This is a genomic window from Niveispirillum fermenti, from assembly GCF_052474395.1.
In genome coordinates this window covers 703,072-729,589 of sequence record NZ_CP156679.1, presented here as the reverse complement: position 1 = coordinate 729,589, position 26,518 = coordinate 703,072, and the positions used below count along the sequence as shown (strand labels likewise).

The 26,518-nt window shown below is 64.5% G+C and carries 27 protein-coding genes and 1 pseudogene; 16 read left to right on the top strand and 12 right to left on the bottom strand.

Annotation, left to right across the window (positions count from 1 at the left end):
• Nucleotides 1-158 precede the first annotated feature (158 nt).
• From ABC728_RS07520 to ABC728_RS07490, 7 genes and pseudogenes are all read right to left on the bottom strand, one after another.
• Nucleotides 159-971, bottom strand: coding sequence for an isocitrate lyase/PEP mutase family protein (locus tag ABC728_RS07520; RefSeq protein ID WP_416617828.1), 813 nt, complete (start codon nucleotides 969-971; stop codon nucleotides 159-161).
• Between the two features lie 140 nt (nucleotides 972-1,111).
• Nucleotides 1,112-2,068, bottom strand: a pseudogene (locus ABC728_RS07515) (bifunctional transcriptional activator/DNA repair enzyme AdaA); the annotation flags it as partial.
• Nucleotides 2,069-2,132: 64 nt separating this feature from the next.
• Nucleotides 2,133-3,662 (bottom strand): hypothetical protein, encoded by a 1,530-nt coding sequence (locus ABC728_RS07510; protein ID WP_416617827.1) that lies wholly within the window; start codon nucleotides 3,660-3,662, stop codon nucleotides 2,133-2,135.
• On the bottom strand, nucleotides 3,659-4,420 hold the full coding sequence (locus tag ABC728_RS07505) for an ABC transporter ATP-binding protein (protein ID WP_416617826.1): 762 nt from the start codon (nucleotides 4,418-4,420) through the stop codon (nucleotides 3,659-3,661). The genes ABC728_RS07510 and ABC728_RS07505 overlap by 4 nt, the downstream gene beginning before the upstream one ends.
• Nucleotides 4,421-4,568: 148 nt before the next feature.
• A complete protein-coding gene (locus ABC728_RS07500; protein WP_416617825.1) occupies nucleotides 4,569-4,817 on the bottom strand; it encodes a GlsB/YeaQ/YmgE family stress response membrane protein in 249 nt (82 codons plus the stop codon).
• A 233-nt stretch (nucleotides 4,818-5,050) separates the two neighbouring features.
• Complete coding sequence (locus ABC728_RS07495) at nucleotides 5,051-5,530, bottom strand: peptidylprolyl isomerase (RefSeq protein ID WP_416617824.1); 480 nt, start codon at nucleotides 5,528-5,530, stop codon at nucleotides 5,051-5,053.
• Nucleotides 5,531-5,638: 108 nt separating this feature from the next.
• Nucleotides 5,639-6,217: a peptidylprolyl isomerase gene (locus tag ABC728_RS07490; RefSeq protein WP_416617823.1), complete on the bottom strand. Its 579-nt coding sequence runs from the start codon at nucleotides 6,215-6,217 to the stop codon at nucleotides 5,639-5,641.
• A 111-nt stretch (nucleotides 6,218-6,328) separates the two neighbouring features.
• Between ABC728_RS07490 and ABC728_RS07485 the strand changes: the two genes are divergently transcribed.
• A complete protein-coding gene (locus tag ABC728_RS07485; protein WP_416617822.1) occupies nucleotides 6,329-8,545 on the top strand; it encodes an intermembrane phospholipid transport protein YdbH family protein in 2,217 nt (738 codons plus the stop codon).
• Between the two features lie 250 nt (nucleotides 8,546-8,795).
• Complete coding sequence (locus tag ABC728_RS07480) at nucleotides 8,796-10,979, top strand: LPS-assembly protein LptD (RefSeq protein ID WP_445376334.1); 2,184 nt, start codon at nucleotides 8,796-8,798, stop codon at nucleotides 10,977-10,979.
• Nucleotides 10,980-11,018: 39 nt separating this feature from the next.
• Here the strand turns inward: ABC728_RS07480 and ABC728_RS07475 are convergent, their stop codons facing one another.
• Nucleotides 11,019-11,570 carry an isochorismatase family protein gene (locus ABC728_RS07475; protein ID WP_416617820.1) on the bottom strand — a complete coding sequence of 184 codons (552 nt, stop codon included), beginning with the start codon at nucleotides 11,568-11,570 and terminating at the stop codon, nucleotides 11,019-11,021.
• A 17-nt stretch (nucleotides 11,571-11,587) separates the two neighbouring features.
• On the opposite strand from ABC728_RS07475, the gene ABC728_RS07470 reads away from it, so the two are divergent.
• The 4 genes from ABC728_RS07470 (at nucleotide 11,588) to ABC728_RS07455 (ending at nucleotide 13,462) form a co-directional block, all read left to right on the top strand.
• Complete coding sequence (locus tag ABC728_RS07470) at nucleotides 11,588-11,731, top strand: hypothetical protein (protein ID WP_416617819.1); 144 nt, start codon at nucleotides 11,588-11,590, stop codon at nucleotides 11,729-11,731.
• Entirely contained in the window at nucleotides 11,719-11,952 is a 234-nt protein-coding gene (locus ABC728_RS07465) for a hypothetical protein (protein ID WP_416617818.1), read from the top strand. Before ABC728_RS07470 ends, ABC728_RS07465 begins: the two co-directional genes overlap by 13 nt.
• A gap of 64 nt (nucleotides 11,953-12,016) precedes the next feature.
• A complete protein-coding gene (locus tag ABC728_RS07460; RefSeq protein WP_416617817.1) occupies nucleotides 12,017-12,592 on the top strand; it encodes a glutathione peroxidase in 576 nt (191 codons plus the stop codon).
• A gap of 144 nt (nucleotides 12,593-12,736) precedes the next feature.
• Complete coding sequence (locus ABC728_RS07455) at nucleotides 12,737-13,462, top strand: hypothetical protein (protein WP_416617816.1); 726 nt, start codon at nucleotides 12,737-12,739, stop codon at nucleotides 13,460-13,462.
• A gap of 141 nt (nucleotides 13,463-13,603) precedes the next feature.
• Here the strand turns inward: ABC728_RS07455 and ABC728_RS07450 are convergent, their stop codons facing one another.
• On the bottom strand, nucleotides 13,604-13,846 hold the full coding sequence (locus ABC728_RS07450; protein WP_416617815.1) for an Lrp/AsnC ligand binding domain-containing protein: 243 nt from the start codon (nucleotides 13,844-13,846) through the stop codon (nucleotides 13,604-13,606).
• A gap of 3 nt (nucleotides 13,847-13,849) precedes the next feature.
• The gene (locus tag ABC728_RS07445; RefSeq protein ID WP_416617814.1) at nucleotides 13,850-15,490 is read right to left on the bottom strand and encodes a DEAD/DEAH box helicase; all 1,641 of its coding nucleotides are present in this window, start codon (nucleotides 15,488-15,490) and stop codon (nucleotides 13,850-13,852) included.
• A 172-nt stretch (nucleotides 15,491-15,662) separates the two neighbouring features.
• Here ABC728_RS07445 and ABC728_RS07440 point away from each other — a divergent pair, with 172 nt between their 5' ends.
• The 10 genes from ABC728_RS07440 (at nucleotide 15,663) to ABC728_RS07395 (ending at nucleotide 24,581) form a co-directional block, all read left to right on the top strand.
• Entirely contained in the window at nucleotides 15,663-16,391 is a 729-nt protein-coding gene (locus ABC728_RS07440) for an alpha/beta fold hydrolase (RefSeq protein WP_416617813.1), read from the top strand.
• Between the two features lie 62 nt (nucleotides 16,392-16,453).
• Entirely contained in the window at nucleotides 16,454-16,582 is a 129-nt protein-coding gene (locus tag ABC728_RS07435; protein WP_416617812.1) for a hypothetical protein, read from the top strand.
• Nucleotides 16,583-16,826: 244 nt separating this feature from the next.
• Nucleotides 16,827-19,145, top strand: a complete 2,319-nt coding sequence (locus tag ABC728_RS07430) for a putative monovalent cation/H+ antiporter subunit A (protein WP_416617811.1) — start codon at nucleotides 16,827-16,829, stop codon at nucleotides 19,143-19,145.
• Nucleotides 19,145-19,543: a Na+/H+ antiporter subunit B gene (locus ABC728_RS07425; RefSeq protein WP_445376398.1), complete on the top strand. Its 399-nt coding sequence runs from the start codon at nucleotides 19,145-19,147 to the stop codon at nucleotides 19,541-19,543. The genes ABC728_RS07430 and ABC728_RS07425 overlap by 1 nt, the downstream gene beginning before the upstream one ends.
• Entirely contained in the window at nucleotides 19,543-19,902 is a 360-nt protein-coding gene (locus ABC728_RS07420; RefSeq protein ID WP_445376333.1) for a Na+/H+ antiporter subunit C, read from the top strand. The genes ABC728_RS07425 and ABC728_RS07420 overlap by 1 nt, the downstream gene beginning before the upstream one ends.
• Entirely contained in the window at nucleotides 19,899-21,470 is a 1,572-nt protein-coding gene (locus ABC728_RS07415) for a Na+/H+ antiporter subunit D (RefSeq protein ID WP_416617808.1), read from the top strand. The genes ABC728_RS07420 and ABC728_RS07415 overlap by 4 nt, the downstream gene beginning before the upstream one ends.
• Nucleotides 21,467-21,940 carry a Na+/H+ antiporter subunit E gene (locus ABC728_RS07410; RefSeq protein WP_416617807.1) on the top strand — a complete coding sequence of 158 codons (474 nt, stop codon included), beginning with the start codon at nucleotides 21,467-21,469 and terminating at the stop codon, nucleotides 21,938-21,940. The genes ABC728_RS07415 and ABC728_RS07410 overlap by 4 nt, the downstream gene beginning before the upstream one ends.
• Entirely contained in the window at nucleotides 21,937-22,275 is a 339-nt protein-coding gene (locus ABC728_RS07405; RefSeq protein WP_416617806.1) for a monovalent cation/H+ antiporter complex subunit F, read from the top strand. The genes ABC728_RS07410 and ABC728_RS07405 overlap by 4 nt, the downstream gene beginning before the upstream one ends.
• Nucleotides 22,262-22,630, top strand: coding sequence for a monovalent cation/H(+) antiporter subunit G (gene mnhG, locus ABC728_RS07400; protein WP_416617805.1), 369 nt, complete (start codon nucleotides 22,262-22,264; stop codon nucleotides 22,628-22,630). The genes ABC728_RS07405 and mnhG overlap by 14 nt, the downstream gene beginning before the upstream one ends.
• A gap of 238 nt (nucleotides 22,631-22,868) precedes the next feature.
• Complete coding sequence (locus tag ABC728_RS07395; protein WP_416617804.1) at nucleotides 22,869-24,581, top strand: long-chain-fatty-acid--CoA ligase; 1,713 nt, start codon at nucleotides 22,869-22,871, stop codon at nucleotides 24,579-24,581.
• Nucleotides 24,582-24,734: 153 nt separating this feature from the next.
• On the opposite strand, the gene ABC728_RS07390 is transcribed toward ABC728_RS07395, so the two are convergent.
• On the bottom strand, nucleotides 24,735-25,754 hold the full coding sequence (locus ABC728_RS07390; protein ID WP_416617803.1) for a GGDEF domain-containing protein: 1,020 nt from the start codon (nucleotides 25,752-25,754) through the stop codon (nucleotides 24,735-24,737).
• Between the two features lie 117 nt (nucleotides 25,755-25,871).
• Nucleotides 25,872-26,354 carry a Cys-tRNA(Pro) deacylase gene (ybaK, locus tag ABC728_RS07385; protein ID WP_416617802.1) on the bottom strand — a complete coding sequence of 161 codons (483 nt, stop codon included), beginning with the start codon at nucleotides 26,352-26,354 and terminating at the stop codon, nucleotides 25,872-25,874.
• Nucleotides 26,355-26,518: the final 164 nt, after the last annotated feature.

Below are 26,518 nucleotides of genomic sequence, written 5' to 3'. Positions count from 1 at the left end.
TGAGGCGGAATGATCATGGTGGCATCTTGCGGTGGTGGATTGACAGGGGCAAGAACGGTGGGGAAAGGGGTCCACTGTGTGGCTGGAGCCGTGTTTCCACGAAATGCCGGCGCCGGCGATGGAGGCCGGTGATCGGTTGCGATCACCGGTACTTGATATCACGCCGACGCCCCTGCCATCATGGCGTTGATCTGCGGATAGGCCATGCTTTCCACCCAGAGCGGGTCCGATGCCCCATCCGTCAGGAAGGCACCGGCCAGGGAGGCTACGCGCGCCCAGAGATGTTGCGGCAATGCCGATCCGGATGAAAGCCGGCGGACGCCCAGTGCTGCCAGTTCTGCCACGGCCGGCAGGCCAGGCACAGCCATGACATTCAAGGGCAGGCTTGTCCCGGCGGCGATGTCCCCGATTGCCGCCCTGTCCATCAGGCCCGGTGTGAACAGCCCATCGGCGCCGGCGGCTCCATAAAATTCACCGCGCTTGATCACCTCTGCCACCCGGCTTTCGCCGGGCACGAGCTGGCGCAGATACACATCCGTCCGCGCATTGATGAACAGGGCAGGGCCGACCGCCTTCCGGATGGCGGCGATCTTCGCGGCCAGCAGGTCGGGTGCGTCCGTTCCATCTTCGATATTGATGCCGGCAACACCGGTTTCCACCACACGGCGCGCCAGATCGGCCACGGTCGCGGGATCATCGTTGTAACCGGCTTCCATATCGATGCTGACCGGCAGGTCGGGCACCGCCTTCACGATGCCGGCAGACATGGCCAGCAGAAGGTCGGCCGGCAGATGATTGCCATCGGCGATCCCGAGGGCCCAGGCCATCCCCGCGCTGGTGGTGGCAATGGCGCGCGCGCCCTGGCTGCGGATCATCCGGGCGCTGCCGGCATCCCAGGCATTGCACAGGATCAACGGGTCAGGTCCCCTATGCAGGGCCCGGAAGAAGGTGGGCAGATCGTGGGTCATCATGTCTGTTCCAGGGGGAAGGGGGTGGATGCGGAAAGACCTCGCCCGGCCGGTCAGGGGAGAGGGCCTGTGATGTGCCGCCGGGCATAGGCGCCCCAGGGTTCCCATTGCCGTTTGCCGGTGGGGGAGGATGGGGGCAGTGCGCCATCCCACGGGGCGGGTACGCGGCGGCCCGGGCACGCCGCGACAAGGGGGGCGAGAACAGGGTCCAGCGACAGATGGGCATTGATGGTCGGCATGTCGGCCGACAGGTCGAACCGGCGGCGCAGGCGGCTGGCGATGGCAGACAGGGTCCGGATGTCGGCCGTGCGGATAACCGCCTGCAGCGCATGCTGGTCCGGCAGACAGGTCACCGTCACCTCGCCCCCGTCCGGCAGACGTCGCTGCCAGCGGCCCTCGCCGACCTGTTCGGCCGGATCGGCCTGCGCCGAGATGGCCGACAGCAGATCCGGCCAGTCCAGCGGCGGGCGGTAGCGCAGACGCAACCGGATACCATCCTGTGCGACGCTGCCTTCCGGCTGATCCGACGCCACCGCCTGGCGGCGGAGGTCGCGCGGGGGGCGACCGTAAAGCGCCTGGAATGTCTCGTTGAAACGGCGGATGCTGCTGAACCCGGCGGCCAGCGCCACCTCCGCCATGGGCAGACGGGTTTCGTGCAGCAACTGTTTGGCGAAAAGCACACGGCGCGTCTGGGCCACGGCGACAGGGCTGGCCCCCAGATGCTGCTTGAACAGGCGACGCAACTGTCGTTCCCCGACGCCCAGCCGACCAGCCAGCGCATCCACGCTGGCATCATCCCCATCCAGGGCCCCGTCGGCGATCAGCGTCAGTCCACGCGACACGGTGTTGGATGTGCCACGCCATACGGCCAGATCGGGTGCCGCCTCCGGCCGGCAGCGCAGGCAGGGGCGAAACCCCCCCTCCTGTGCCGCCGCGGCACTGGGATAGAAACGGCAATTGTCCACCTTGGGCGTGCGCGCCGGGCATACCGGCCGGCAATAGATGCCGGTGGTCAGCACGGCCGTGAAGAAACGCCCGTCGAATCGGGCGTCCCGTGTCTGCACGGCGCGGTAACAGGCGATGGGATCGAGCATTTCCATGGCGTCGATCCTGCCACGGCCGGGGGCGGCCCGCTCGCGGTTTTCGGACATCGCCACAGGGGGCTCAGTATTCCTTGCGCGCAGGCAGGATCAAGCAACCCACCGCCACCGCGTTGCCCAGCAACAACAAGGGCACGGCCCAGAGAGGGGGCAGGAACTGCACAAGGACGATGGCCAGTCCGAACATTGCGAAGGCCAGCAGCATTTCAGCGAACAGAGCGACCAGGTTGCCCTGGTAGCGTTTCTGGAACGCCTTGCGCCCACCGGTCACAGGGCTCTGCCTTATGTCCAGCAGCAGGAACAGCGCGATGCCCAGTATCGTCGACAGCCAGAGAACCAGGGCGGACCAGGGGGCCGACGGCGCGATATACAGCCAGATCAGCGTGGACGGCACCAGAGCTGGCAGGGCCGCGGCCAGCAAACGGTCGGCAAGAAGCCGTCGGGCAGGGACGGGTGCGGTGCCAAGAAGGTCCGGCGCATCCTCCGCCACCAGGGCCAGCCAGACCAGCGCCCCGGAGAGCAGCCCCGCCACCGGTACGACGCTGAGCCAGGCGAAGGCCAATGCCTCTCCCGTCGCAGTGTCGATGGTCTTGCCCAGCGTGGGCAGGGCCACCGGTACGGCGATAAGCAGGATGGAGGCCACCTGTGTCAGCAGGCTGGGATCGCGCAGGATCAGCCGCCATTCCTTCCACAGCACGGCCGACGTGGCACCACGCACCTTGAGAGCGACGGGTTTGCCATCCGTCTTTCGCTTGCGCGGGGTGGCATCGGTGCCCGCGGCCGCATTGACAGACCGCACGAAAAGCGGCCCCAGCAGCAGGGTGCAGGCTGCGAATCCCCCCAGCGACAGAACCAGCAGGATGGCCAGCGGTATCGGCTCCCCGGTGATCGCCGCACCCAGCCAGCGTACCGGCTCCGCCATGGGATGGTCGGAAAAGGCTGCCATCTCCGCATAGTTCTGCCGTCTTGTGGCGCTGTCGGCCGTGCTGTTCATATTGGGGATTTGCGCCGCCACGGCCGCCCCGATGCCGATCACACCGCCAATGACCTGCGCCACGGTCCGCGCCCGCCGCGGTCCCAGCAGGCGCACCAGTCCCAGCACCATCAGAAAGGAAAGCGTGGTGGCCAGCAGCGCCACGGCCGGCAGGCTGACATAGCCGACCAGCCAACGGCCCGACACGATCACGGCCCCGGTATTCATGAAGGCGGCCGTGGTCAGCACCGTACCGGACATGATGGTGATGGCGACGGCCAGCAGTCGCACGGGCATGATGGTGCGCGCCGGCAGCGGGGAAGACAGCAGAAGGTCCATGTCGCCGCGCGTATAGAAGGCGTTCACGGTCAATTGCATGGCCCCGGCCAGCATCACGGCCACGGCGAAGATGGCTGCACCGCCGAAGATCAATTGAACGGCTTCCGGCGAGATTCTGATCTTGGCAAAGCCGAAGGCGGACAGCACGCCAACCCCATGCAGGAACAGGACGCCCAAGATCAGAGCGGCCCAGGCCCAGGGGCCGACCTTGCGGGTCCGCAGGGCCAGACGCAGTTCATGACGCAGCAGCCAGGGCAGGCTGCCGGGCTTCAGCAATGTCATGCGGCCACCGCCTTGCCGGACACCAGATCAAGGAACAGATCCTCCAGCGTTGCGCCGTCGCGCCCATGCTGCCGGCGCAACGCATCCAGCGTCCCTTCGGCCAGGAGCAGCCCGTGCTGAATGATGCCGATCCGGTCCACCAGCCGTTCGGCCACCTCCATAATATGGGTGGTCAGGATGATGGTGCAGCCGTTGCGCGCGCGCTCAACCAGCAGGTCCTTCACCTGCCGGGCGATGGCCGCATCCAGCCCCGTCAGCGGCTCGTCCAGGATCAGCAGGCGCGGATCGTGGATCAGCGCGCCGGCAAGCGCCGCCTTCTGCTTCATTCCCCGTGAAAACCCCTCGCACCGTTCATGCCGGTGGTCATGCAGGTCGAGCCGGATCAGCAGTTCGTCCGCGCGGTCGCTGGCGACGCTTGCGTCGATACCCCACAAACCTGCCACGAATTCCAGATATTCCAGCGGCGTCAGCTTGTCGTAAAGCATCGGCTCATCCGGCAGCCAGGCGGTCTGCCGCTTGGCTGCCACGGGGTCGCGGCCCGTGTCGAAGCCGAAGACATTGATACTGCCTGCCGTCGGGTTGAGCAGCCCGACGACCATCTTCAGCGTCGTGGTCTTGCCGGCACCATTGGGCCCCAACAGTCCATAGAACTCCCCCTGCCGGATGCTGAGATCGATGCCGCGGACCGCTTCTTTTGAGCCATAGGATTTGCGCAGGCCCCGGATTTCCAATGCGGGGGGAAGGGAGGGGTCGATCATCTCGGCGGGTCTCCATGCGGGCGCGGGGACAGGTTTGCATGGAGCAGATTAAAGAGTTTCGCAACCATATGGAACACCACAACGGCTTTCGCCCCGCGCGGCCGGCGGGGCGAAACCGTTCAACCCGTCTGGTTTCAGCGGGGAAAACCTACCGGATGGCCCGCACCCCCCCGATCAGGATGCAGGCGCCCAGGATGCCGGCCACCAGATAGCCGAGCCAGCCGCCGAAATAGACACCCAGGATGCCGAACAGGAAGCTGGCCAGCGCCGCTCCCACGATGCCCAGGATGATGTTCAGAAGAACACCCGTGTCGCTTTTCATGAGCATCGAGGCGATCCAGCCCGCCAGGCCCCCGATGATGATGGCTGCGATCCAGCCGATATTCGCGTCGTTCATCAGCAACCTCTATGGATGTTGGGTGCTTGCCACCGGCCTTCACCGGCAGATGACATAACGGATTATCACCGGCGATGGTTCCCGTCCGAATTGGCTGCCCCGGAATTGCCGGCCGGTTCACCGACCATGAGGCGCGCGGAAGCGGCGGATGTAAATTTCAAAATGAAAACGCCGCCCGCATTGACCTGCGGGCGGCGTCATCGGCAGCGAAACGAAGATGTAAGGCGTGCCCGTCAGGCGGCGGCCTGATCCGCCGCCACGGACAGCTTCACGATCGTATCGGGGTCGCGGACCTCGCCATTGCGGCCCTGGCCGCGCTTGATATTGTCCACATGCTCCATGCCCTCGGTGACCTGGCCCCACACGGTGTACTGGCCGTCCAGGAACCGGGCGTCGGCGAAGCAGATGAAGAACTGGCTGTCGGCGCTGTTCGGGTTGGCCGCGCGCGCCATGGAGCAGGTGCCGCGCACATGCGGTTCGCGGCTGAATTCCTGTGGCAGGTTCTGGCCGGAACCGCCCATGCCGTTACCGTCCGGGCAGCCACCCTGGGCCATGAACCCCTCGATCACGCGATGGAAGGTCAGGCCGTCGTAAAAACCCTCCCGCGCCAGTTCCTTGATGCGGGCCACATGCTTGGGCGCCAGGTCGGGGCGAAGCTGGATGGTGACGCGGCCCGATGCCAAGTCGAGATAGAGGGTATTTTCCAGGTCCATGATGGTCTTCCTTGTCGCCGGATGCTGCCCGGCTGTCGGTTGCATGCTGCGCGTACCATAACGGCACGGACGGCGGTTGGGAACAGGGGCGGGCGCGATGGCTACCCGCTAATTCCGGGATGGCACGGCCTTGGGCGGGCGTGGCGGATCGGCCGACACGCGCAGTGACAGGATGCGATCCGGGTCCTTGACATAGCCGTTCTTCTTTACATCCCCCGTCTTCAGCCCGTCGATCAGGTCCATCCCCTGCACCACATGGCCCCAGAGCGTGTAATTGCCGTCCAGTGATGGGTCACCCCCTGTGAGGATGAAGAACTGACAGTCGCCGCTGTTGCGGTTCATGCCGCGGGCCATGGAAACGGCGCCGCGCACATGCGGCTCGGCGGAGGGCTCCAGGTCCAGCCAACGCCCCGTGCCACCATGGCCGGTCCCGCTATTGTCCCCCGTCTGGGCCATGAAGCCCGGAATGACGCGGTGGAAGGGCAGGCCGTCATAGAAGCCCCGGCGCACGAGTTGCCTGATGCGCGCCACATGCACAGGCGCCAGATCGGGGCGCATCTGGATGAGGACGGTGCCGGTGGCCAGTTCCATGACCAGCATGTGCTCCGGCATGGCCGGCGGACGCTCTGCCAGGGCGGCCGGCGCCAGCAGGAGAAGGATGATCAGACAGGCAAGGCGCTTCAACATTGGCGGCATCATCGTGCATCGGTTGCGTGGCCACGATAACGGCAGCATCCTTGCAAGAACAAGGGCGGTATGGCCGCAGGGGCGGCGGGAATTGCCGGGTGGTGCCGTGGGATGACGCGCGCGACAAGGATGGGACTGGTTCTCGCGGCCCTGATGCTGGCGGGGGCAATGTTTCTTTGGATGCTGCTGCCGGCCATGCTGGCCGCCCGCTGGACGGCCGATCTGCGGGCCTGGGGATATCCACAGGCGGAACTGGCCGTCGATCATCTGGGGCCTGGAGGGATATCCGGCGCCTTCAGCCTGGGCGGCGACCAGGGGGCTGACCAGTTCAGCCTGCGTTTCAGCCCCGCCGATCTCTGGCATGGACGGATCGGCCCTTTGCATATCGAAGGCTTGCATCTGTCACTGCCCGTGGGGCCGGACGGTATCCGGCTGCCGCAAGGCACCGCCTTGCCGATCACCGGTCCCGTCACGTTCGGGGGGGCACGCATCGCCCTGACATCCGACGTCGGATTGCCCCCGCTGATTATCAAGGGCGATGGCCGCCTGGATAGGGGACCTGACGGCTGGCAAGGCCGCATCGGCGGCACCGCGCGTTTCGGCGTGGCACAGGCGGGGGTGGAGGCTGCGGCAGCCTGGGACGCTGGCAGACTGACCGAACTGAACTATCGGCTGACCCCCCGCGACGAGGCGGGGCAAAGCCGTCTGTCAGGGCAGGGACGGCTGGTGCGCCCGGACCGCAGCAACTGGACGGCGGCGATCGATCTGCAGGCTGCCGGCCTGGGCAGGGGCCTGCCCGATCTGGTGCTGAACTGGCATGACGGACAAGGGACGGTGCGGGCCGATTGGGCGACAGCCGCCCGGCTGAACCTTTCCGTGAAGGATGACGGGCAGGGGCGTCACCGGCTGGAAGGCGGGCTGACCATCACCGATATCACGCAGTTCGCGACAAGGGCAGGGCTGCCTGATCCCGGATTGACCGGTGGTCCCGTCCTGCTGGCCCTCCAGGCCGACAACCTGCTTTCGCTGGATGCGATTCCCGCCACGGGACCAACTGTGGCGCTGCGTCTGACAGCCGATGGCATCGGCATCGGTGGCGGCCCTCGTGACAATTCACTGTCGCTTGGCCTGCTGCTGGTCCGTCGCGACGGGGGATGGTGGCTGGCGCCGGATCCCGTTACGGCGGGCAGTGTGAACCTGCCGACGCTGGGGGTGGAGGGGCGGGGCCTGATGGTGGCCGGTCCCGTGATCACCCCGCTTGATCTGCGGCTGGGGGTGGCGTCGCTGCGCACGGGGTGGACGGCCGCCTTGCCCGTCGATGGCCGTCTGCACGGCGACCCCGCCGGCGAAGTACGCCTGGACTGGACGGCCGGCGGGGTGGATCGGGCTGTTTCGCTGAAGGGCGAGGTCACCCTGCACCTGCCGGATGGCAGTGGCCGGGCGATGCTGGAGCTCTCTCCGTTGCGGGTCGGGGCGGACGGACGGCGTGTGGAAAGCCTGTTCCCTGGCAGTCCGCTGCCCGCCGGTCTTTCCGGCACCATCGCGGCACGTCTGCGGGCCGGGTGGCACGAGGGCACCCTGGACGGTACCGCCGACCTGCTGCTGGACCAGGTGGCGCTGGAGCGGCCGGGATTGCGGCTGGCCGGGGTGAACGGCGTCCTGCGCTTCGATCGCTTGTCCCCCTTGTCCATGCCGGCCCAGCGGCTGTCCGTGGCGCTGGCCGATGTCGGCGTCCCGTTGCGCGCGGGCGCCGTCGGCCTTGAACTGCCGGGTGATGGCGTGCTGAGGCTGACACCGGAGGCTTTCAGGTGGACAGACAATCCCGTGACGGTCGCAGCCACCACCTATCGGTTGGGCAGTTCCCGACTGGATATGGGGATCGAGGTGGCTGGCCTGCCGCTGGCGGATGCGTTGCGGGCGGTGGGGGTGATGGGGCTGAATGCCGATGGCGCGCTGTCGGGGCGGCTGCCGCTGCGATGGGATGCGGCCGGGGTCCGGCTGGGACCCGGCCGTCTGCATGCCGGCGGGGCCGGGCGCCTGGCGCTGGCCTCTCCGGCCATACCTGTCTGGCTGGACCCCGGCCACAATGACAGCCTGGCGCTGGTGACCCGTGCGCTGAATGACTACCGTTATGACGGGTTGGAATTGTCGTTTGATGGTTTGGAACGCCGGCTGGACCTGTCCGGGGCCAGTCCCGGCCTTTATGGCGGCTATCCGATGAACATGTCCTTGCGTCTGGCCCCATTCCGGGTGCCGCCGCCGCCACCGTCGGCGCCGCCGGACGACATCACGTCGGCCATCGCCGCCTTCAAGGCGATGGGGGAATAGGTCTCCATCTGTCGAGCCGGCGGCAAAAAGGGCATGAAAATGCCGCAGACGGACCCTATCCCCTTGCTGAAACCAGCATATGATTGCCGCGCGACCATGGCATGGCGCGGTTGCGCCGCGGGAGGCTTCAGTTGACACATGCGCAGCGGTCGGGGACAAGCATTCGACCATGTCCCGTGATCCGTGAGACGACCAAGACGATGAACAGCGCCCGTTCCTTTCGCCGCTTGCTGTTGTCCACGGCGTTGGCTTGCGGGCTGGCCGTGCCCATGGCCCGGGCGCAGACCCTGCAGCCGACGGTACCGGGCAGGGCCAGGGGCAGCCGGTCCTGCTCTATGCCGACCGGGTCGACTATGATCAGGACCTGGGGATCGTCACGGCGCGGGGACAGGTCGAACTGAGCCAGGGGGCCCGGTTGCTGCTGGCCGACACGGTCAGTTTTTCTGAAAAGACCAATGTCGTCACGGCATCGGGTAACGTCTCCATCCTGGAGCCGACGGGCGAGGTGCTGTTCGCCAACTACCTGGAACTGACCGACGACATGTCGCGCGGCTTCGTGGATCAGGTCCGAATTCTGATGTCGGACAATTCCAAGTTTGCCGCGCTTGAGGGGGAACGGCTGGAGGGGCGCTACACGCGCATGGAAAATGCCGTCTACTCTCCTTGCGAACTGTGCGCGGAGGACCCGTCGCGCCCGCCCATCTGGCAGATCAGGGCGGCCCGTATCACCCATGACCAGGAAAAGCGCGACGTCTATTATCGCGATGCCACGCTGGAGGTGGCGGGCATTCCCATCTTCTGGCTGCCGTTTTTCGGCCATCCCGACCCGACCGTGGAACGGCGGAGCGGCTTTCTTTCCCCCGGTGGCGGCATCAGTTCCGATCTCGGTACCTATGCGCGGCTCTATTATTTCTTCGATATCGACGAGTCGAAGGATTTCACCCTGGAGGTGACGCCCAGCACGAAGGACGGCCTGCTGCTGGGCGGTGAATATCGGCAGCGTTTCGCCACAGGCTCCATCACGGCGGCCGGTAGCGCTGTCTATACCGACCGCGCCCGCGATACCGGGGCCGGCGTGGTGGAAAAGAAGGAATTCCGCGGCCATATCTTCGCCACCGGCCGTTTCGACATTGATGAGCAATGGCGCTGGGGCTTCGACCTGCGCCGGGTGACCGACAATACGCACCTGCTGCGCTACGATTATTCGACAGAGGATATCCTGGCCAGCCGCGCCTTCGTCGAGCAGTTCGACGCCCGGAACTACCTGTCCATCAATGTCTATGATTTCCAGGACCTTCGCCCCGGCAACCCGGAAGAGGAACCCGTCGTCCTGCCCATGGTGACCTATGCCGCGATGGGGGAACCCGGCGGCGTGATGGGCGGGCGCTGGTCGGCCGATGCCGGTTTCCTGTCGCTGTTGCGGTCCAACGGCAACGATACGCGGCGTGTGTCGGGCAGCCTGGGCTGGCGCCGTGACGATGTGACCGGATTCGGCTTGGTTTCCACCGTACAGGCCGAAGCACGGACCGATGGGTATTGGGTCAGCAACCTGCGCCGGTCGGACGGTACCGTGCTGGATGACGACAAGGTACGGTTCCGCGGATTCACCCATGCCGACTGGACCGTCAGCTATCCGCTGGCGCGCCAGGATGGCACGGTCCAGACGCTGCTGGAACCCCTGGTCATGCTGTCGGTGGCGCCGAATATCTCCAACAGCAGCAACATCCCCAACGAGGACAGCCAGGATATCGAGTTCGACTACACGAACCTGTTCCGGGCCTCGCGCTATCCCGGCATCGACCGGCTGGAGGGCGGACAGCGCCTGACCTACGGCATGAAGGCCGGCTTCTACGGCTTCAGCGGCGGGTCCAGCACGCTGTTCCTGGGGCAAAGCCATCGCCTGCAGGGCGACACCGATTTCCCCAATGGATCGGGCCTGCGCCGCCGCACCTCCGACGTGGTCGGCAAGGTCGAGCTGACGCCGAGCCCCTGGCTGGATGTCAGCTACTCGTTCCGGCTGGACAGCGAAACGCTGGCCCAGCGGTTGCACGACGTGTCGGGCGTCTTCGGCCCGTCGCAGTTCCGCGTGACCGGCAGCTATATCTATCTGGACAAGCAGATCCAGGATGGCGGACTTGCCACCCGCAACCGGGAGGAATTGTCGCTGGGCGTCAGTTCGGCATTGACCGATCGCTGGTCCGTCGGCGTCAGCCATCGCCGTGATCTCGCCCCTGACGGGGGCCCGGTGCTGAGCAGCGCGACCCTGACCTATCAGGAGGAATGCCTGACCTTCCAGCTTGTCGGCGAGCGCAATTATACCCGCCGGATCGGCATCGACACGGGTGACCGGCTATTCTTCCGCGTCGTGCTGAAGAATCTGGGCGAATTCCTGAGCCCGTCCCTGTCAGGGTCGGTATTCGGGCAGCAGCAATAGGAAAGACAGGCGGGGGCAGGGGAGACGGTGGGGGCCGATCTATTTGATCAGCCGCAGCAACTCCTTGAATTCCGGCCGGTCGTACCGGCCCAGCCATTCGAAGACGACCATCTCCGTCGTCACGATGTCGACCCCGTGATGGCGAAGGCGGTCCAGTGCCGCCTGCTTGTCGGCCGGATGCCGGGAGCCGACGGCATCCGCGACGACGGCTACCCGCAATCCCAACGCCCGAAGACCCAGTGCCGTCTGCAACACGCAGACATGGGCCTCCGTCCCGGTCAGCACCACCGATCCGCCCGATGCCGCCCAGGCCAGGAAATCCGCTTCTTCCGCTGCGGAGAAATGGACCTTCCCGAACCGCAGCGGCAGATGCGCGCCCAATACCGCCGTCGTGGGGCCGATGCCGGCCGGATTCTGCTCGGTGGCGGCGATGGGGATGCCAAGGCGATGGGCCGCCCGCAACAGGATTTCACACCGGGTGACGACCGCGCTGCCCTGGTCGATGGCGGCCAGCAGCCGGTCCTGCATGTCGATGACGACCAGCCGGCTGTCATCCGACAGCAGCAAGCGGGGCAGGGGATTCTGCGTCATCACGGTTCCTCCGGTCCATGCAGGATGCGCGCATCGTCCATGCCCGCCCGATCGCGACTCTGTGCGGCGGATCACTTCGCCGCAAGCGCGAAGACGTGATTGTCGGCATCAATATTCGCAATTTCACGATGATGAAAGGGAGGCGGCAATGGGCCGCTTGATTTCGATCCTGGCGCTGGCATCCTTGCTGGCCGCCTGTGGCGGGGCACCGGTATCGCCGCCGCTGCAGATCGCCGACGAACATCCGCATTTCGCCAATTGTGCCCACTATGTCCAGGTCTCCATGCCGGGCGATGGGGCCAACGCCGTCCGCGGCGCCGCCCTGGAACGGTGCCTTGTCCGTAACAGCCAGACGGGTGCGCAGGTCGCGACCCGTCTGTAATGCTGGACGAATGGTGTTCGCGCACTACATTGTCAGGCTGGATCGACGCGCAGCAGGGTGCATCATGGACGACAAGGCAGGGATCGTGGGCCGCAGGGCTGTTCTGGCGCTGGCCGGTGGCCTCGCAATGATGGGGGTGATGGGCCTGCCCGGCCCGGCCCAGGCGGAAAACGCCCATGATTTCAGCTTTACCGCCATTGAAGGCGGCCCGCTGAAGCTGGATGGGTATCGTGGCAAGGCGGTGCTGGTGGTGAATACCGCGTCGATGTGCGGCTACACCCCGCAATACAAGGGCCTGCAGGAATTGTGGGACAAGTACCGTGACAGGGGTCTGGTCGTTCTGGGCGTGCCGTCCAATGACTTCGGCGGGCAGGAGCCGGGATCCGACAAGGAGATCAAGGAGTTCTGCGAGGTCAATTTCGCCATCGACTTTCCCATGACGACGAAGGAGCCCGTAAAGGGCGGTGCCGCGCACCCCTTCTATAAATGGGTGACCGCCCAGAAGGGTGAGCCGAAATGGAATTTCCATAAATATCTGATCGGTCCGGATGGCAGCCTTGTGGAAGCGTTTTCGTCCAAGGTGACGCCGGATTCTACCGAACTGGCGACGGCGATCGAACAGGTACTGCCCAAGGGCTGAACGGACCAGAGCGGCGCCCCTTGGCCCTTGCCTGTTCAGGACAGCTCCCCGTCCCTTGTATTTACATGACCGGCTGGAGTAGGGTCGGCGAGCGCGTCCACATAGGTGGATGCGCCTGTCATCCCCTTGATTTATCAGTGTGCGATGAGCTACGGGCTTTATGATCATCAGCGGCGGTACCGCCGGCGCTTCTGGGTGCGGCTTGGCAAGGCCGGTCTTTGGCTGGGCGTGCTGGGCGTCGTTGCCGGCTTTTCCTATCTGGTCGGTGTCGAACAGCTCAAATCCCGCGAGGGGTCGATGCAGGAGGAACTGGCCGCCGCCATCGCCGCGCGGGAAAAGGCGGAGCGACGTGCCCAGCAGGTCCAGCAGATTGCCCAAAGTCATGAGATCAGGGCCAACGAACTGGAAATCCGCCTGCAGCGCGAAATTCCCAGCGGTGACCTGGCCAAGCTGAACGAATTGATGGCCCGCAAGCTGGCGGAAGGCGTCAATCCCGACCGCATGGCCTTCGTTATTGAACAGACCAGCAATCCCCAATCCTGCGGCCAGTCGGAGACGAAGCGGTTCGTCCTGCCGACGCCCATCTATCGTGGGGCCAACACGTCGGTTGCCTTTGCGGACGGTGCCATCACCGTGACGGGGGAAGGCGTGCCGGCCCGCAATATGGGCGGCAATCCGGAGGCGTGGTACGATCCGGCCAAGCCCGTGAATATCCAGTTCACAGATGCAGCCGGCAAGGCCACGCAGGCCAGCGGGGTGTTGCCCCTGGAACATTCCCTGATCACCGCCGACAAGGAAATACGCCTGACTGTCGCTGTCGGCGCCCGTTCCTTCGTGGAAGTCACCGGACAGGTCTGCCGTTTCCCCTGAAAATCCGGACGGCGGCAGTCGCCGCCAGAGCAGTTTCAAGTCCAAAGGAAAACCGCTCTAACCATAGGTCTCTGCAAACGAAAAAGGGTGGAACCACGTGGTTCCACCCTTTTTCGTTCATTCAATTCTGGTCAAAATCCTTCAACTGAAGGCCTTGAAGGTGATGATGGTGAAGGTGTCCTTCACGCCGGACAATGTCTGTATCTGTCCCGTCACGAAATGGCCGATATCCTCACCATCTTCCAGAAAGCACTTCATCATCAGGTCATACTGGCCGGAGGTGGAATGCACCTCCGACACTTCGGGGATGCTTTGCACCGCCAGATCAGCGACGTCATAGGCCCGACCCAAATCGCACTTCACCAGGATGAAGATCGTCTGCATCGCTCACGACCCCGCGGTATCGACTTCACCGGCAATAGGAATGTGCGCTTGCTCCGACGGAAGGCGGGCCGGCGTGGCGGCCTTATGGTCGTCTGTGCCCGCTTCCGATTCAACGGCCGATGCCGCCCGCGGCGGACGGGCCTGACGCAGGATGAAGGCGGGAACATCGTCACCGAAGCCGACCACGGGCGGGCCGCGATCATCGTCCAGATCATCGCGGCGGGGACGGCGATCACGCCGATCGTCACGCCGGTCATCGCGCTCGCGCCGATGTTCGTCCCGGCGGAACTCGCCCCGCGCCTCTCCGCGGGCCTCAAACCGGCCACGGTCGGGGCGCTCACGCTTCTGTTCCCGCGACTCGGGCGCGGCAGCGGCTTCCACTGTCTCCACGGGCTCGGCCGTAGCTTCGCGCACCGGCCGGTCACGGCGGTTGCGGGGTTCCGGACGGCGCCTGTCGTCTTTCTTCTCGGGACGCCCACCCCGGCGGCGGCGGCCATCATCGTCGAATGACAGCTCAGCCTTCTCGATCCCTTCCACCTCGAACCGGGGAATTTCCTTGCCGATCAGCTTTTCGATGGCCTGCACCAGCTTGCCGTCTTCCGGCGTGGCGATGGTGAAGGCGCGGCCGGACTTGCCGGCGCGCCCGGTCCGGCCGATCCGGTGGACATAATCCTCCGCATGGTGCGGCGTGTCGAAATTGAACACGTGGCTGACATTGGAAATATCGATGCCGCGCGCCGCCACATCGGAACAGACCAGCAGATCGATGGTGCCGGCCTTGAAGGCCTCCAGCGTTTCGGTGCGCTTGGACTGCACCATGTCGCCGTGCAGCGCGCCGGCATTGAAGCCGTGCTTGACCAGCGAGCCATGGACGACGGCCACATCCTTCTTGCGGTTACAGAAGATGAAGGCGTTCTTCACGTCGTCGGTCGACAGAAGATGGCGCAATGCGCCGCGCTTGTCCTCGTCATGGACGACCAGCAGATGCTGGGCCACGGTGGTGGCCGTGCTGGCGGGTGCGCTGACCGTCACCTCTTCCGGAGAGGTCAGGAACTTGTCGGCCAGACGCTTGATCTCCGGCGGCATGGTGGCGCTGAAGAACAGGGTCTGGCGCTTGCGCGGCAACAGGCTGACGATCCGCTCGATATCGGGGATGAACCCCATATCGAGCATGCGGTCGGCCTCATCGATCACCAGAACCTTGATGTCAGTCAGCAGGATGTTGCCGCGGTCGAACAGATCCATCATGCGGCCCGGCGTGGCGATCAGGACGTCCACACCGCGTTCCAGCTTCTTGATCTGGTCCCCAAAGCTCTCGCCGCCGATCAGCAGCGCCATCGAGAGCTTGTGGTATTTCCCGTACAGCTCGAAATTTTCCGCCACCTGTGCGGCCAGTTCGCGCGTCGGCTCCAGGATCAGTGACCGGGGCATGCGTGCCTTGGCACGGCCCCGCCCCAGGATTTCGATCATGGGCAGGGTGAAGGAGGCGGTCTTTCCCGTGCCGGTCTGGGCGCAGCCCAGCACGTCGCGGCCCTGCAGCACCCAGGGGATGGCTTTCTCCTGGATCGGCGTCGGCGTGGTGTAACCGACTTCTTCAACGGCGCGCAGGACTTCGGACCCGAGCCCAAGTTCCGAGAACAGCATTAGACCTTCGTCAGGCTTGAGTGACGTCGAAGCACAACACCGTGACGTCGGCGGCGGTTTACAGCGACCGTTGACAACCTTGCGTCCCCGGCATTGGCCTTGAGGGGGGCACTTCGATTACGGTCGCGCTCTCGATAACAATTTCGGCCTTTGAGAGCAAGGATTTCGGGCGATGATGCACCCCACGCCGGACGCAAGGCAGCCCCTCCTCCTGCTGCCGGGGCTGTTATGCGACCATGCGTTGTGGGCGCACCAGACAGAGCAGCTTGCTGATATCGCCCATTGCCATGTCCCGGACCTGACAATGGCGGACTCGGTGGGCGGGCTGGCAGCGGCCGTGCTGGCGCAGGCACCGGCGCGTTTCGCGCTGGCCGGCCTGTCGATGGGCGGCTATGTCGCGATGGAGATCATGCGCCAGGCACCCGAGCGGGTGGCGCGCCTGTGCCTGGTGGATACGAGCGCGCGTGCCGATACCGATGAACAGCGCCAGCGGCGCCAGGCGCTTCTGACGCTGGCCCGGATGGGCAGGTTTCGCGGGATGTCACCCCGCCTGCTGGCCACGCAGGTCCATCCCGACCATGTTGAGGTGCCGGAGATCGGCGGGGTGGTCCTGGCCATGACGGCCCGTGTGGGCCGGGACGCCTTCTGTCGTCAGCAGTCTGCCATCCTGTCGCGACCCGACAGCCGGCCGGATCTTCCTGCCATCCGGGTGCCTACGCTGGTCATTGTCGGTGCCGAGGATGCCCAGACGCCGCCGGACCGTTCACATGAGATCGCGGGGATGATCCGTGGCGCGGCGCTGCATGTGATCCCGCGATGCGGGCATCTGGCCCCGTTGGAGCAACCGGAGACGGTGACGGGACTGATGAGAGACTGGCTGTCGCTGCCGGCGGCACCATAGCGGTTGCATGCCGGTCCACCGGCCGGTAAGTTTACAGCCGTTCCGGGATTTGGAGATTCCCCATGAGTTTCGCCGCCATCGGTCTGTTCATCGCCGCCAGCGTCCTTTCGGCCCTGTGCATCGCCGCCATCAAGGCACCCGAAGGCCATGACGCTCATCACGGGCATCATGGTGGCCACGGCCACCATTAAGCAGGCGGGTGACCGGGCGGGAACAGGTAACGGCAGACAGCCGGTTCCCGGCATTCCCCATCATCCCCTTGAATTAGAAAGCCGCCCGGACCGGCCGAGGGCGGCTTTTCCTGTTGGCGAGTTGCTATTTGGGAACGGTGTGGCGACAAAACGACACATATGTTCCCGGTAGTGGTTGAAGCTGGAACGGGCCAATCCCTATATTCACCGTCAACTATAAGCATGAATGACGGCGGGCGGTTCCTTGATCCTGACATCGATCATCGCAATCATCCTGGCGGCGGCTGTGGCGCCGACCTTGAACCGGATTTTTCCGGCCATATCCCATTGGTTTCTGGCCATGGTCCCGCTGGGGGCCTTTTGCTGGTTCCTGACGCAGGTCCCCGGCATCGCCGCCGGGCAACCGGTGATGGAATACACACCCTGGGCACCATCGCTGGGGGTGGGCCTTTCCTTCCGGCTGGACGGGTTGTCGCTGCTTTTTGCCCTGCTGATCAGCGGCATCGGCACCTTCATCATCCTCTATACGGGTGGTTATCTGCGTGGCCATCCGCGGGAAGGCCGGTTCTACCTGTTCATGATGGGCTTCATGGCGGCGATGCTGGGGCTTGTCACGGCCGATGACATTGTCAGCCTGTTCGTGTTCTGGGAATTGACCAGTGTCACCAGCTTCCTGCTGATCGGTTTCAACCATGAGGATGCAAGGTCCCGTCGGTCCGCGATCCAGGCGCTGCTTGTCACGGGCGGGGGCGGCATGGCGCTGCTGGCCGGGCTGGTGCTGATGGGGCAGGCGACGGGGGAATGGACCCTGTCGGGCATCGCCGCATCGGGAACCGATCTGCGCACCCACGCGCTTTATCCCGCCATGCTCGTGCTGTTGCTGTTGGCCAGCTTCACGAAATCGGCCCAGGTGCCGTTCCATTTCTGGCTGCCCAACGCCATGGACGCGCCGACACCGGTCAGCGCCTATCTGCATTCCGCCACCATGGTGAAGGCTGGCGTCTATCTGCTGGCCCGGCTGAACCCCGAAATGGGTGGCACGGAAGCCTGGTACTGGTCACTGACCATCGCGGGCGGCATCACGGCGCTGTGGGGCGGGGGCATGGCCCTGCGCTCCACCGACCTGAAGAAAATTCTGGCCTACACGACGCTGATGGCGTTGGGGGTGCTGGTGCTGCTGATCGGCACGGGCACGGACGGGGCCGTCGGCGCTTTCGCCGCTTTCCTGCTGGCCCACAGCCTTTACAAGGGGGCCTTGTTCATGGGTGCCGGCGCCGTCGACCACGGTACCGGCACGCGCGAGGTGGGGGAGTTGGGTGGCCTGCGGCACAAGATGCCCGTCACGGGGCTGTTCATCGCGCTGGCCGTGCTGTCCATGGCCGGCCTGCCGCCCTTTTTCGGCTTCATTGGCAAGGAACTCATCTACGAGGGTGTGCTGGAGCGGGGTAACTGGCTGGTGCTGGCGGTGCTGGTGCTGGCCAATGCCACCATGCTGGGGGCCGCCGGCCTCGTTTTCCTGAAGCCTTTCACGGGCGCTCCCACGAAGGCGACCGGCCATGCGCATGAAGGGGGGCCGGAGCTCTGGCTGGGTCCGGCTTTCCTGGCGTCCCTCTCGCTGCTGTTCGGTCTTTGGGGCGGGCTGCCGCAGGGGCTGGTGGCAGCGGCCGCGTCGGCGGTGCGTGGTGATGCAATTCCGCTGGGGCTTTCCCTGTGGCACGGGCTGACCCCGGCATTGGGCCTGTCGGCTGTGACCATCGCCATCGGTGTCGGGCTGTTCCACAAGCTGCCGCAGGTCAAGGCGGCGCTGGAGCGCCTGCAGGCCAGGACACATATCGATCACGACAGGGCCTGGGACCGCATCCTGTCGGCGATCGATCGTCTGGCCACGTGGCAGACAGGGATCCTGCAGGCTGGTCTGCTCAACCGGTATCTCGTGATGGCGTTCACGGGCATTCTGGTACTGTTGGGCGCCACGCTGATCTTCCGTGATGCGTTGGCATGGCCGGGATTGTCCGTCGCCGGCAGTGACGCGGTGGGGATCGCGCTGGCCGTCAGCATGCTGATCGGTTCCATCGGTGCCGTCCGGGCCGTGTCGCGTATGGAGGCCATCCTGTCGCTGTCGGTGACGGGCGTCTCCATCGCGCTGTTCTTCCTGGTGTCCGGCGCGCCGGATGTGGGGATCACGCAGTTGATGGTGGAAACGCTGACGGCCATCATCCTGGTCCTGGTGCTGGCGCGCCTGCCATTGCTACCAAAGGGCCGTGACAGGCCCCCCCCGGCGCGCCTGCTGCATGGTGGCATCGCCATCGGCATTGGGGGCGTGACCAGCGCCATCCTGCTGGCCGTGTTGGACCAGCCGCTGGCGCTCGATCTCAGCCGCTTCTTCGGTGACGTGTCCTATGTGGAGGCCCATGGCCGCAATGTGGTGAATGTCATCCTGGTCGATTTCCGCGGCTTCGATACGCTGGGCGAGATCACGGTGGTCGCCACGGCGGGGCTGGGCGTGCTGGCCCTGCTGAAGGCGCGTGTGTCCGGGCGCAAGGACAAGGATGAACAGCCATGATGGACAGTCTTATCCTGCGCACGGGTGTGCGCCTGCTGATGCCGTTGATGATGCTGTTCAGCATCTTCATCCTGTGGCGCGGCCATAATGAACCCGGTGGCGGCTTCGTCGGCGGTCTGATCTGTGCCGTGGCCTTTTCGCTGCACGCGCTTGCATTCGGCGTCGCTTCGATGAAGGAAGCGCTGCGGATCGCCCCCCGCACCATTCTGGGCGTCGGGCTGCTGCTGGGTGTGCTGTCCGGCATGCTGGCGGCCTTTGCGGAAGAGAATTACATGACGGCTCTCTGGCTGGGTGCCCTGGGCACGCCGGTGCTGTTCGATATCGGCGTCTATCTGGTTGTGTTGGGCGGCATCCTGGCCATGGTCCAGACCCTGATGGAAGAAGGGGGGCCCGCCTGATGGAAGTGATCATGGCCCTGGTTGTGGGCGGCATGGTTGCCTGTGCCGTCTATCTTTTTCTGTCACGGCAATATCTGCGCATGATGTTCGGCGTCATATTGCTGTCGAACGCCGTCAACATCTCCATCCTGACCGTCGGGCGCATCACCCAGGGCATGCCCCCGCTTATCGGCCAGGGGGAAGAGGTGATGGCCACGGTCGTTTCCAACCCCTTGCCCCAGGCATTGATCCTGACGGCGATCGTGATCGGCTTCGGCCTTCTGTCCTTTGCCCTGGCGCTGGGCTGGCGCGCCTATCAGGAAATGGACACGCTGGACACGAACGATATGCGTGCGGCGGAACCGGGTGACAGATCATGAATGGCTGGCTGACCGTTTCCCCCATTCTGACACCTTTGGTCACCGCGGCGCTCTGCATGGTCTTCTGGCGGTGGCCGGTGGTGCAGCGCGTGCTTTCGCTGGCCGGTGCGCTGGTCTTGACCATCCTGTCGGGCCTGCTGATGTCCGTCGTCATGGATGATGGTATCCAGGTCGTGCAGATGGCATCCTGGGCGGCCCCGTTCGGAATCACGCTGGTGGCCGACCCGCTGGCCGCCCTGCTGGTCTGGATTTCGTCCGTCATGGCCCTTTGTGTGGCCATCTACAGCCTGGGCGATATCGATCCGGTGCGCGAACAGGGCGGGTTCCATGCCATCTTCCAGGTGCTGATGGTCGGTGTCTGCGGCGCCTTCATCACAGGCGACGTCTTCAATCTCTATGTCTGGTTCGAAGTCATGCTGATCAGCAGCTTCGTGCTGCTGTCGCTGGGCGGCACGAGGGAGCAGATCGACGGTGCCGTCAAATATGTCGGCATCAACCTGGTGGCCACGACGTGCCTGCTGCTGGCTGTGGCGCTGCTTTACGGCGTCACGGGCACCCTGAACATGGCCGACCTGGCGGTGCGCCTGCCGCAGGTGGCCAATCAGGGGCTGGTCAGCACCATCGCCGTGCTGTTCATCATCGCGTTTGGCATGAAGGCGGCGCTGTTTCCCTTTTTCGCCTGGCTGCCCGCCGCCTATCACACCCCTGCGGTGACCGTGCAGGCCATTTTCGCGGGGCTTCTGACCAAGGTCGGCGTCTATGCGCTGATCCGCATGTTCACGTTGATCTTCACGGGCGACCAGCCCTGGACCCATGGCATCCTGCTCTGGCTGGCGGGGCTGACCATGATCACGGGTGTGCTGGCGTCGCTGGCCGTGCGGAACCTTCAGCGTGCCTGGTCCTGGCAGGTGGTGGCCCATATCGGTAGCATGGTCATGGGGCTGGCCATCGCCACCCCGCTGGCCCTGGCCGCGGCCAGCTTCTATCTGGTGCATGACATCGTGGTGAAGACCAACCTGTTCCTGGGGGCGGGCGTCGTGCGGCGGCTGGCCGGGGGAAGCGCCGACTATGACAGGCTGGGTGGCCTGTTCAAGGCGGCGCCGTGGTTCTGCATCCTGCTGTTCATTCCGATGGCCTCGCTGGCCGGCTTTCCGCCGCTGTCGGGTTTCTGGGGCAAGCTGATGCTGGTCCAGGCCGGTCTGGGGGCCGGGAACTATGTGATCGTCGGGGCCCTGCTGCTGACCGGTCTGCTCACCTTCTGGCTGGTGGGCCGGGTGTGGGTGGAGATGATATGGAAGCGGGCGCCGGAGGAGGGGACGACCAGCCTGGAGGAGATGCCCGCGGCCCGGTCCTATCCGCTGGTCTTCCCGCTGCTGCTGCTGTCCATCATCACGGTCGCCATCGGCCTGCGGCCGGAACCGCTGGCCAACGCGGTCACCCGTGTCGCCGAAAGCCTCAGCGATCCGGCCACCTATGTGGATGCCGTGCTGGGGCCTGCTGCCAGCCAGCCTACGCTGATCGGTGGCCTTCACGCTGAAGAAGATGCGGGCGGGGAGGGCATGGAATGAGCCTGCTGGTCGTCAATATCCTGCTGGCGCTTGCCTGGATGGGCATCATGGCTGATTTCAGCCTGGAAAGCTTCATCTCGGGCATCGTGCTGTCGCATTTCATCCTGTGGATCGCCAGGCCGCTCTATCCGGATCAGAGCTACTTCCAGCGGCTCTGGGGCGGGCTCGGCTTCACCCTGTGGCTGGCAAAGGAGATCGTCTGGTCGGCCCTGAAGGTGGCTGCCGGCATCGTGGGCATCGGGGAGAAGGTACAACCCGCCGTGGTCGCCATTCCGCTGGATGTCGAGACAGACTGGGAGATCGAGTTGTTCGCCTGCGCCGTCACACTGACGCCGGGCACCCTGTCGCTGGACGTCGCGCCGGACCGGCGGACGCTTTACATCCACGCCATGTTCGGTTCCGACCCGGACGCGGTGCGCCGTGAAATCAAGTCGAACATGGAACGGCGGATTCTGGAGGTGCTGCGATGACCTTCTTCTTCTATATCTGCCTTGAGGTCTCGCTGGTGATCCTCATCCTGTCGATGGTCATGACCATGTATCGCGTGCTGCGCGGGCCGCGGGCAGGGGACCGGATCGTTGCGGCCGACCTGTTCACGGTGCTGGCCGTGGCGTTCATCGCGCTGTTCGCCATCCATATCGATCAGGTGGTCTTCCTCGATGCCGCGATTGCGCTGGCGCTGGTGGCCTTCTTTGCCACGGTCGCCTATGCACGGTTCCTGGAACACAAGGCGGCAGTCTACAATCAGAAGATGGCGGAAACACCGGAAAAGCAAGCCGCGGAGGACAAAGATGACGTTCCTTGATATCTGGCAGGGATTTCTCGGCCTGCTGATTCTGGCCGGCGCCATTTTCAGCCTGATCGCCGCCATCGGGGTCATCCGGCTGCCCGACGCACTGACCCGAATGCATGCCAGCAGCAAGGCCGGCACGCTGGGATGCGGCATGATCCTGGTGGCCGTGGCGCTGTTCTTTCCCGGTATCGACGTGGTGGCGCGCGCGGGGGCGGCCATTCTTTTCCTGCTGCTGACCACCCCCGTGGCCGCCCATATGATCGGCCGCGCGCTTTATGCCAGCAGCGAGAAATTGTGGAGTGGGATGGTTGTTGATGAATTGCGCGGCACGCCCGATGATCCGGCCAATCGGCTGGGCGGGAATTGATACGGATTTGCCAGGGACACAGCGGGTTCGCGGGCCATTGACCGCCGGTTTGCCGGCATGTCCGGAAATGTGGGACGAGCGTTCAAAATCCACTTGACTTCCATTCTGCGAAAAATCGGCACACTTTCCGTAACGTCACCCGGAATAATCGCTTGAGGTTGCGATTTCCCACCCGATATAGGTCAATGAAAGCGCCGGGGCAGCGGGCGCTCAACGACACGGGACCGGGAGGACGGATATGGCCGATGCCGCAGTGAAGCCGCAAGGACAGCGCGAGCCCTTTATCTGGGAGAAGAGCTATCCGCCAGATGTTTCCTGGGATATCGACCTGCCCGCCCAATCATTGCCCGCCATGCTGGACAATGCCGTTGCGCGGTTTGCCAGCCGGCCCTGCATCGACTTCCTGGACAAGAAATACACCTATGCGGAGGTCGGCGCCCTGGTCGACCGGTTCGCTGCGGGGTTGCAGAAGCTGGGATTGAAGAAGGGGCAGAAGGTGGGATTGTTCCTGCCCAATACGCCTTACTCGGTCATCTGCTATTTCGGCATCCTGAAGGCCGGTGGCACCGTCGTGAATTACAACCCGCTCTATGCCGAGCGGGAAATCGTCCATATGATCAATGACAGCGAGACGGACTGGATCGTCAGTCTCGATCTGAAGGTGACCTATGACAAGCTGGCCAGGATGTTCGGCCAGACGCGGTTGCAGAAGATCATCGTCGTGCCGATGGCCGGCGTCCTGCCCTTTCCCAAGAACTGGCTGTTTCCGCTGGCCAAGCGCAAGGAAATCGCCACCATCCCGTCGGACGACAAACATGTGTGGTTCAAGGACCTGATCGCCAATGACGGCCGGCCGGCGCCGGTGGCGATCGATGCCGTGAACGATGTCGCCGTGCTGCAATATACCGGCGGCACCACCGGGGCGCCGAAGGGCGCGATGCTGACCCATTTCAACATCACAGCCAACACCCGCCAGGCCGTGACCTGGTTCCATGAGGCGGTCGACGGAGAGGAACGGATGCTGGGCGTGCTGCCCTTCTTCCATGTCTTCGCCATGACCTGCGTGATGAATCTCAGCCTGATGAAGGGCGGGGAGATGATCCTGCTGCCCCGGTTCGAACTGGACCAGGTCATGCAGGTCATCGACAAGAAGAAGCCGACCCAGTTCCCGGCCGTGCCGACCATCTATACGGCCATCAACAATCACAAGGATGTGGCGAAGTACGACCTGTCCTCCATCAAGCTTTGCAACTCCGGCGGCGCGCCGCTGCCCGTGGAGGTCAAGGCACAGTTCGAGGAACTGTCCGGCTGCAAGCTGGTCGAGGGCTATGGCCTGTCGGAAAGCTCCCCCATCGCCACGATCAATCCGCCGCATGCCAATCGGGCCGGCTCGATCGGTCTGCCGGTGCCCGGCACGCAGATCCGGATCATCAGCCTGGAGGACCGCAAGACGGAACTGCCGCACGGTGAGCGGGGCGAAATCTGCATCATTGGCCCGCAGGTCATGAAAGGTTACTGGAACAAGGCGGAGGCCACGGCGGAGACGCTGGACGGCGGCATGCTGCACACGGGCGATGTCGGCTATTTCGATGATGACGGCTATATCTTCATCGTCGACCGGATCAAGGACATGATCCTGGCCGGTGGCTACAATGTCTATCCCCGCAATGTGGAAGAAGCGATCTACCAGCATCCCGGCGTCGCGGAATGCATCGTGCTGGGCGTGCCGGACCCCTATCGCGGCCAGACGGTCAAGGCCTATATCAAGAAGCGCGAAGGACAGGACCTGACCAAGGAGGACATCAAGGCCTTCCTGGAGGACAAGCTGTCCACCATCGAGCAGCCCAAGCTTTACGAATTCCGCGATGAACTGCCGAAGACCATGATCGGCAAATTGTCGCGCAAGGCCCTGCTGGACGAGTTGGAAGCCAATAGCAAAAAGACAGGCTGAGCGCAGGCAGCGGCGAGAGCAATTCATCACCGCATCATTGGCGCGTTGAGCGCCCGCAAGCCTCGGCGCGCGTAGCGCGCTCGCCGGATGTCGCCGCCCGGCACCTGGGCTGCATTGATCAGAGCAACAGGTTCTGATCAATGCAGCGGGGTGTCAAATATGTGTACGCACGAGGTTCCTGCCTTCCAGCTTGGCAAGGTACAGGGCGCAATCGGCGCGACGCATGGCGATGTCGATGCTTCTTTCTCCTTTTTTCACCTGAGCGACGCCAATACTGACAGTCACGGGGATGGACAGGCTGCCGGTTTCCACCGGTGTTGCCATCACTGCCTCGCGAAGCCGTTCTGCGGTTTGCTGTGCGGCGGTCAGATTTGTGTCGGGCATGATCAGACCGAATTCCTCGCCGCCCAGGCGGGCAAATATGTCCTGTACACGCACCGTGTCACTTATCCGCCGGGCAAAGGCGCTGAGCACATGGTCGCCGGCTTCGTGACCATTGTGGTCATTCACCCGCTTGAAATGGTCGATGTCCAGCAGCATCACCGCAAGATCATTGCCCGCCCGCTGAAGGCGCCCGATCTCCCGTTCCGCCAGGGTCAGAAAGGTGCGGCGATTGAAACATCCCGTCAGCGGATCCGTGCGGGCCAGCGCCGCCAGTTCCCGGTTGGCGAGGCGCAACTCAAGCTCATCCATGGCTATGGCGGCCAGATCCAGCAGGAACCCCTCCTCACGCACTGAAAGCGCGCGCGGCTGCCGGTCGATGATGCACAGCGTACCCAGGACGTGTCCATCGCGCGTGATCAGGGGGGCACCGGCATAGAAGCGAATGTTCGGGGTGCCGGTCACCATCGGATGGTCCGCAAAACGCGCATCGGTCAGCGCATCCTTTACCACCATGACGCCGCGATGCCGGATGGCATGGTCACAAAAGGCAAGCGAGCGTGGTGTCTGCGTACTGCCGAGTCCTTCCTGGGCCTTGAACCACTGCCTGTCTTCGGCGATCAGGCTCAGAAGGCTTATGGGGGCACCCGTCATCCGCGAAGCCATGGACACGATGCGGTCGAACTGCGGCTCTGGCGGTGTGTCAAGGATATCATATCGATGCAGGGCCGACAGCCGTGAACCTTCACGGCCGACGACCTCGGTTAAACCACCTACCGTACCCTGGTCCATTCCGCCTCCTTGCAAATCTTGTCTGACAAGGTGTTACGACAGACTTGTATATGCAAGTCAGACAGGGGCGGTAGTGAGCACCATCAATATAGATACAGCAGGTCCTAGACCGAAAGTTCACCGGGCGGTAATGGCAGCCAGTCGCGCCGACAGGACGCGCACGATGTCGGCCGGGGCAGCGGCGATCTGCAGGCCACGCCGCCCGCCATTCATGATCATTTCCGGCAGGGTTTCGGCGCTGCGGTCGATCAGGGTCGGCAGCCGGCGGCGCATGCCCAGCGGGCTGATGCCGCCGATCACGTAACCGGATATCTTTTCCGCGTGCCGGGGATCGGCCAGAGCGGCACGCTTGCCGCCAGCGGCGCCAGCCACGGCCTTCAGGTCCAGCCGCGCGGGGGAGGGGATGACGCAGCACACCAGGCCCGCCCCCTCGACATCCGTGACCAGTGTCTTGAACAGGGTGGCGGGGTCCACGCCCAGCGCCGCCGCTGCCGCCATGCCAATGGCATCGGCATCGGGATCATAATCATATTCCAGCAGCCGGTGGGCCACGCCCGCCATCTTCAGGGCCATCACCGCCGGGGTCGATTTCGCGGACATGGGAAGGGACACGTGCTTTCAGGAAGTTGGCAAGGTGCCATTTTCAATGCGCGACACCCCGACGGTCAAGCCATCCGGTGGAACGCGCCTTGATACACTTTGATACCAACCTGTGCTTCCGGTCGGGCCGGCCCCATGCGAAGGTGAGATCGCACTTGCCCCGA

Coding starts and splice junctions, on each gene's coding strand:
- ABC728_RS07465 (WP_416617818.1), top strand. CDS start 11,719: ATGGGCCGCTTGATTTCGATCCTGGCGCTGGCATCCTTGCTGGCCGCC.
- ABC728_RS07435 (WP_416617812.1), top strand. CDS start 16,454: ATGAGTTTCGCCGCCATCGGTCTGTTCATCGCCGCCAGCGTCCTTTCG.
- ABC728_RS07405 (WP_416617806.1), top strand. CDS start 21,937: ATGACCTTCTTCTTCTATATCTGCCTTGAGGTCTCGCTGGTGATCCTC.
- ABC728_RS07460 (WP_416617817.1), top strand. CDS start 12,017: ATGGACGACAAGGCAGGGATCGTGGGCCGCAGGGCTGTTCTGGCGCTG.
- ABC728_RS07470 (WP_416617819.1), top strand. CDS start 11,588: ATGCAGGATGCGCGCATCGTCCATGCCCGCCCGATCGCGACTCTGTGC.
- ybaK (WP_416617802.1), bottom strand. CDS start 26,354: ATGTCCGCGAAATCGACCCCGGCGGTGATGGCCCTGAAGATGGCGGGC.
- ABC728_RS07425 (WP_445376398.1), top strand. CDS start 19,145: ATGGACAGTCTTATCCTGCGCACGGGTGTGCGCCTGCTGATGCCGTTG.
- ABC728_RS07395 (WP_416617804.1), top strand. CDS start 22,869: ATGGCCGATGCCGCAGTGAAGCCGCAAGGACAGCGCGAGCCCTTTATC.
- ABC728_RS07445 (WP_416617814.1), bottom strand. CDS start 15,490: ATGCTGTTCTCGGAACTTGGGCTCGGGTCCGAAGTCCTGCGCGCCGTT.
- ABC728_RS07420 (WP_445376333.1), top strand. CDS start 19,543: ATGGAAGTGATCATGGCCCTGGTTGTGGGCGGCATGGTTGCCTGTGCC.
- ABC728_RS07500 (WP_416617825.1), bottom strand. CDS start 4,817: ATGAACGACGCGAATATCGGCTGGATCGCAGCCATCATCATCGGGGGC.
- ABC728_RS07415 (WP_416617808.1), top strand. CDS start 19,899: ATGAATGGCTGGCTGACCGTTTCCCCCATTCTGACACCTTTGGTCACC.
- ABC728_RS07390 (WP_416617803.1), bottom strand. CDS start 25,754: ATGGACCAGGGTACGGTAGGTGGTTTAACCGAGGTCGTCGGCCGTGAA.
- ABC728_RS07455 (WP_416617816.1), top strand. CDS start 12,737: ATGAGCTACGGGCTTTATGATCATCAGCGGCGGTACCGCCGGCGCTTC.
- ABC728_RS07410 (WP_416617807.1), top strand. CDS start 21,467: ATGAGCCTGCTGGTCGTCAATATCCTGCTGGCGCTTGCCTGGATGGGC.
- ABC728_RS07520 (WP_416617828.1), bottom strand. CDS start 971: ATGATGACCCACGATCTGCCCACCTTCTTCCGGGCCCTGCATAGGGGA.
- ABC728_RS07495 (WP_416617824.1), bottom strand. CDS start 5,530: ATGGACCTGGAAAATACCCTCTATCTCGACTTGGCATCGGGCCGCGTC.
- ABC728_RS07490 (WP_416617823.1), bottom strand. CDS start 6,217: ATGTTGAAGCGCCTTGCCTGTCTGATCATCCTTCTCCTGCTGGCGCCG.
- ABC728_RS07450 (WP_416617815.1), bottom strand. CDS start 13,846: ATGCAGACGATCTTCATCCTGGTGAAGTGCGATTTGGGTCGGGCCTAT.
- ABC728_RS07505 (WP_416617826.1), bottom strand. CDS start 4,420: ATGATCGACCCCTCCCTTCCCCCCGCATTGGAAATCCGGGGCCTGCGC.
- ABC728_RS07475 (WP_416617820.1), bottom strand. CDS start 11,570: ATGACGCAGAATCCCCTGCCCCGCTTGCTGCTGTCGGATGACAGCCGG.
- mnhG (WP_416617805.1), top strand. CDS start 22,262: ATGACGTTCCTTGATATCTGGCAGGGATTTCTCGGCCTGCTGATTCTG.
- ABC728_RS07485 (WP_416617822.1), top strand. CDS start 6,329: ATGACGCGCGCGACAAGGATGGGACTGGTTCTCGCGGCCCTGATGCTG.
- ABC728_RS07440 (WP_416617813.1), top strand. CDS start 15,663: ATGATGCACCCCACGCCGGACGCAAGGCAGCCCCTCCTCCTGCTGCCG.
- ABC728_RS07510 (WP_416617827.1), bottom strand. CDS start 3,662: ATGACATTGCTGAAGCCCGGCAGCCTGCCCTGGCTGCTGCGTCATGAA.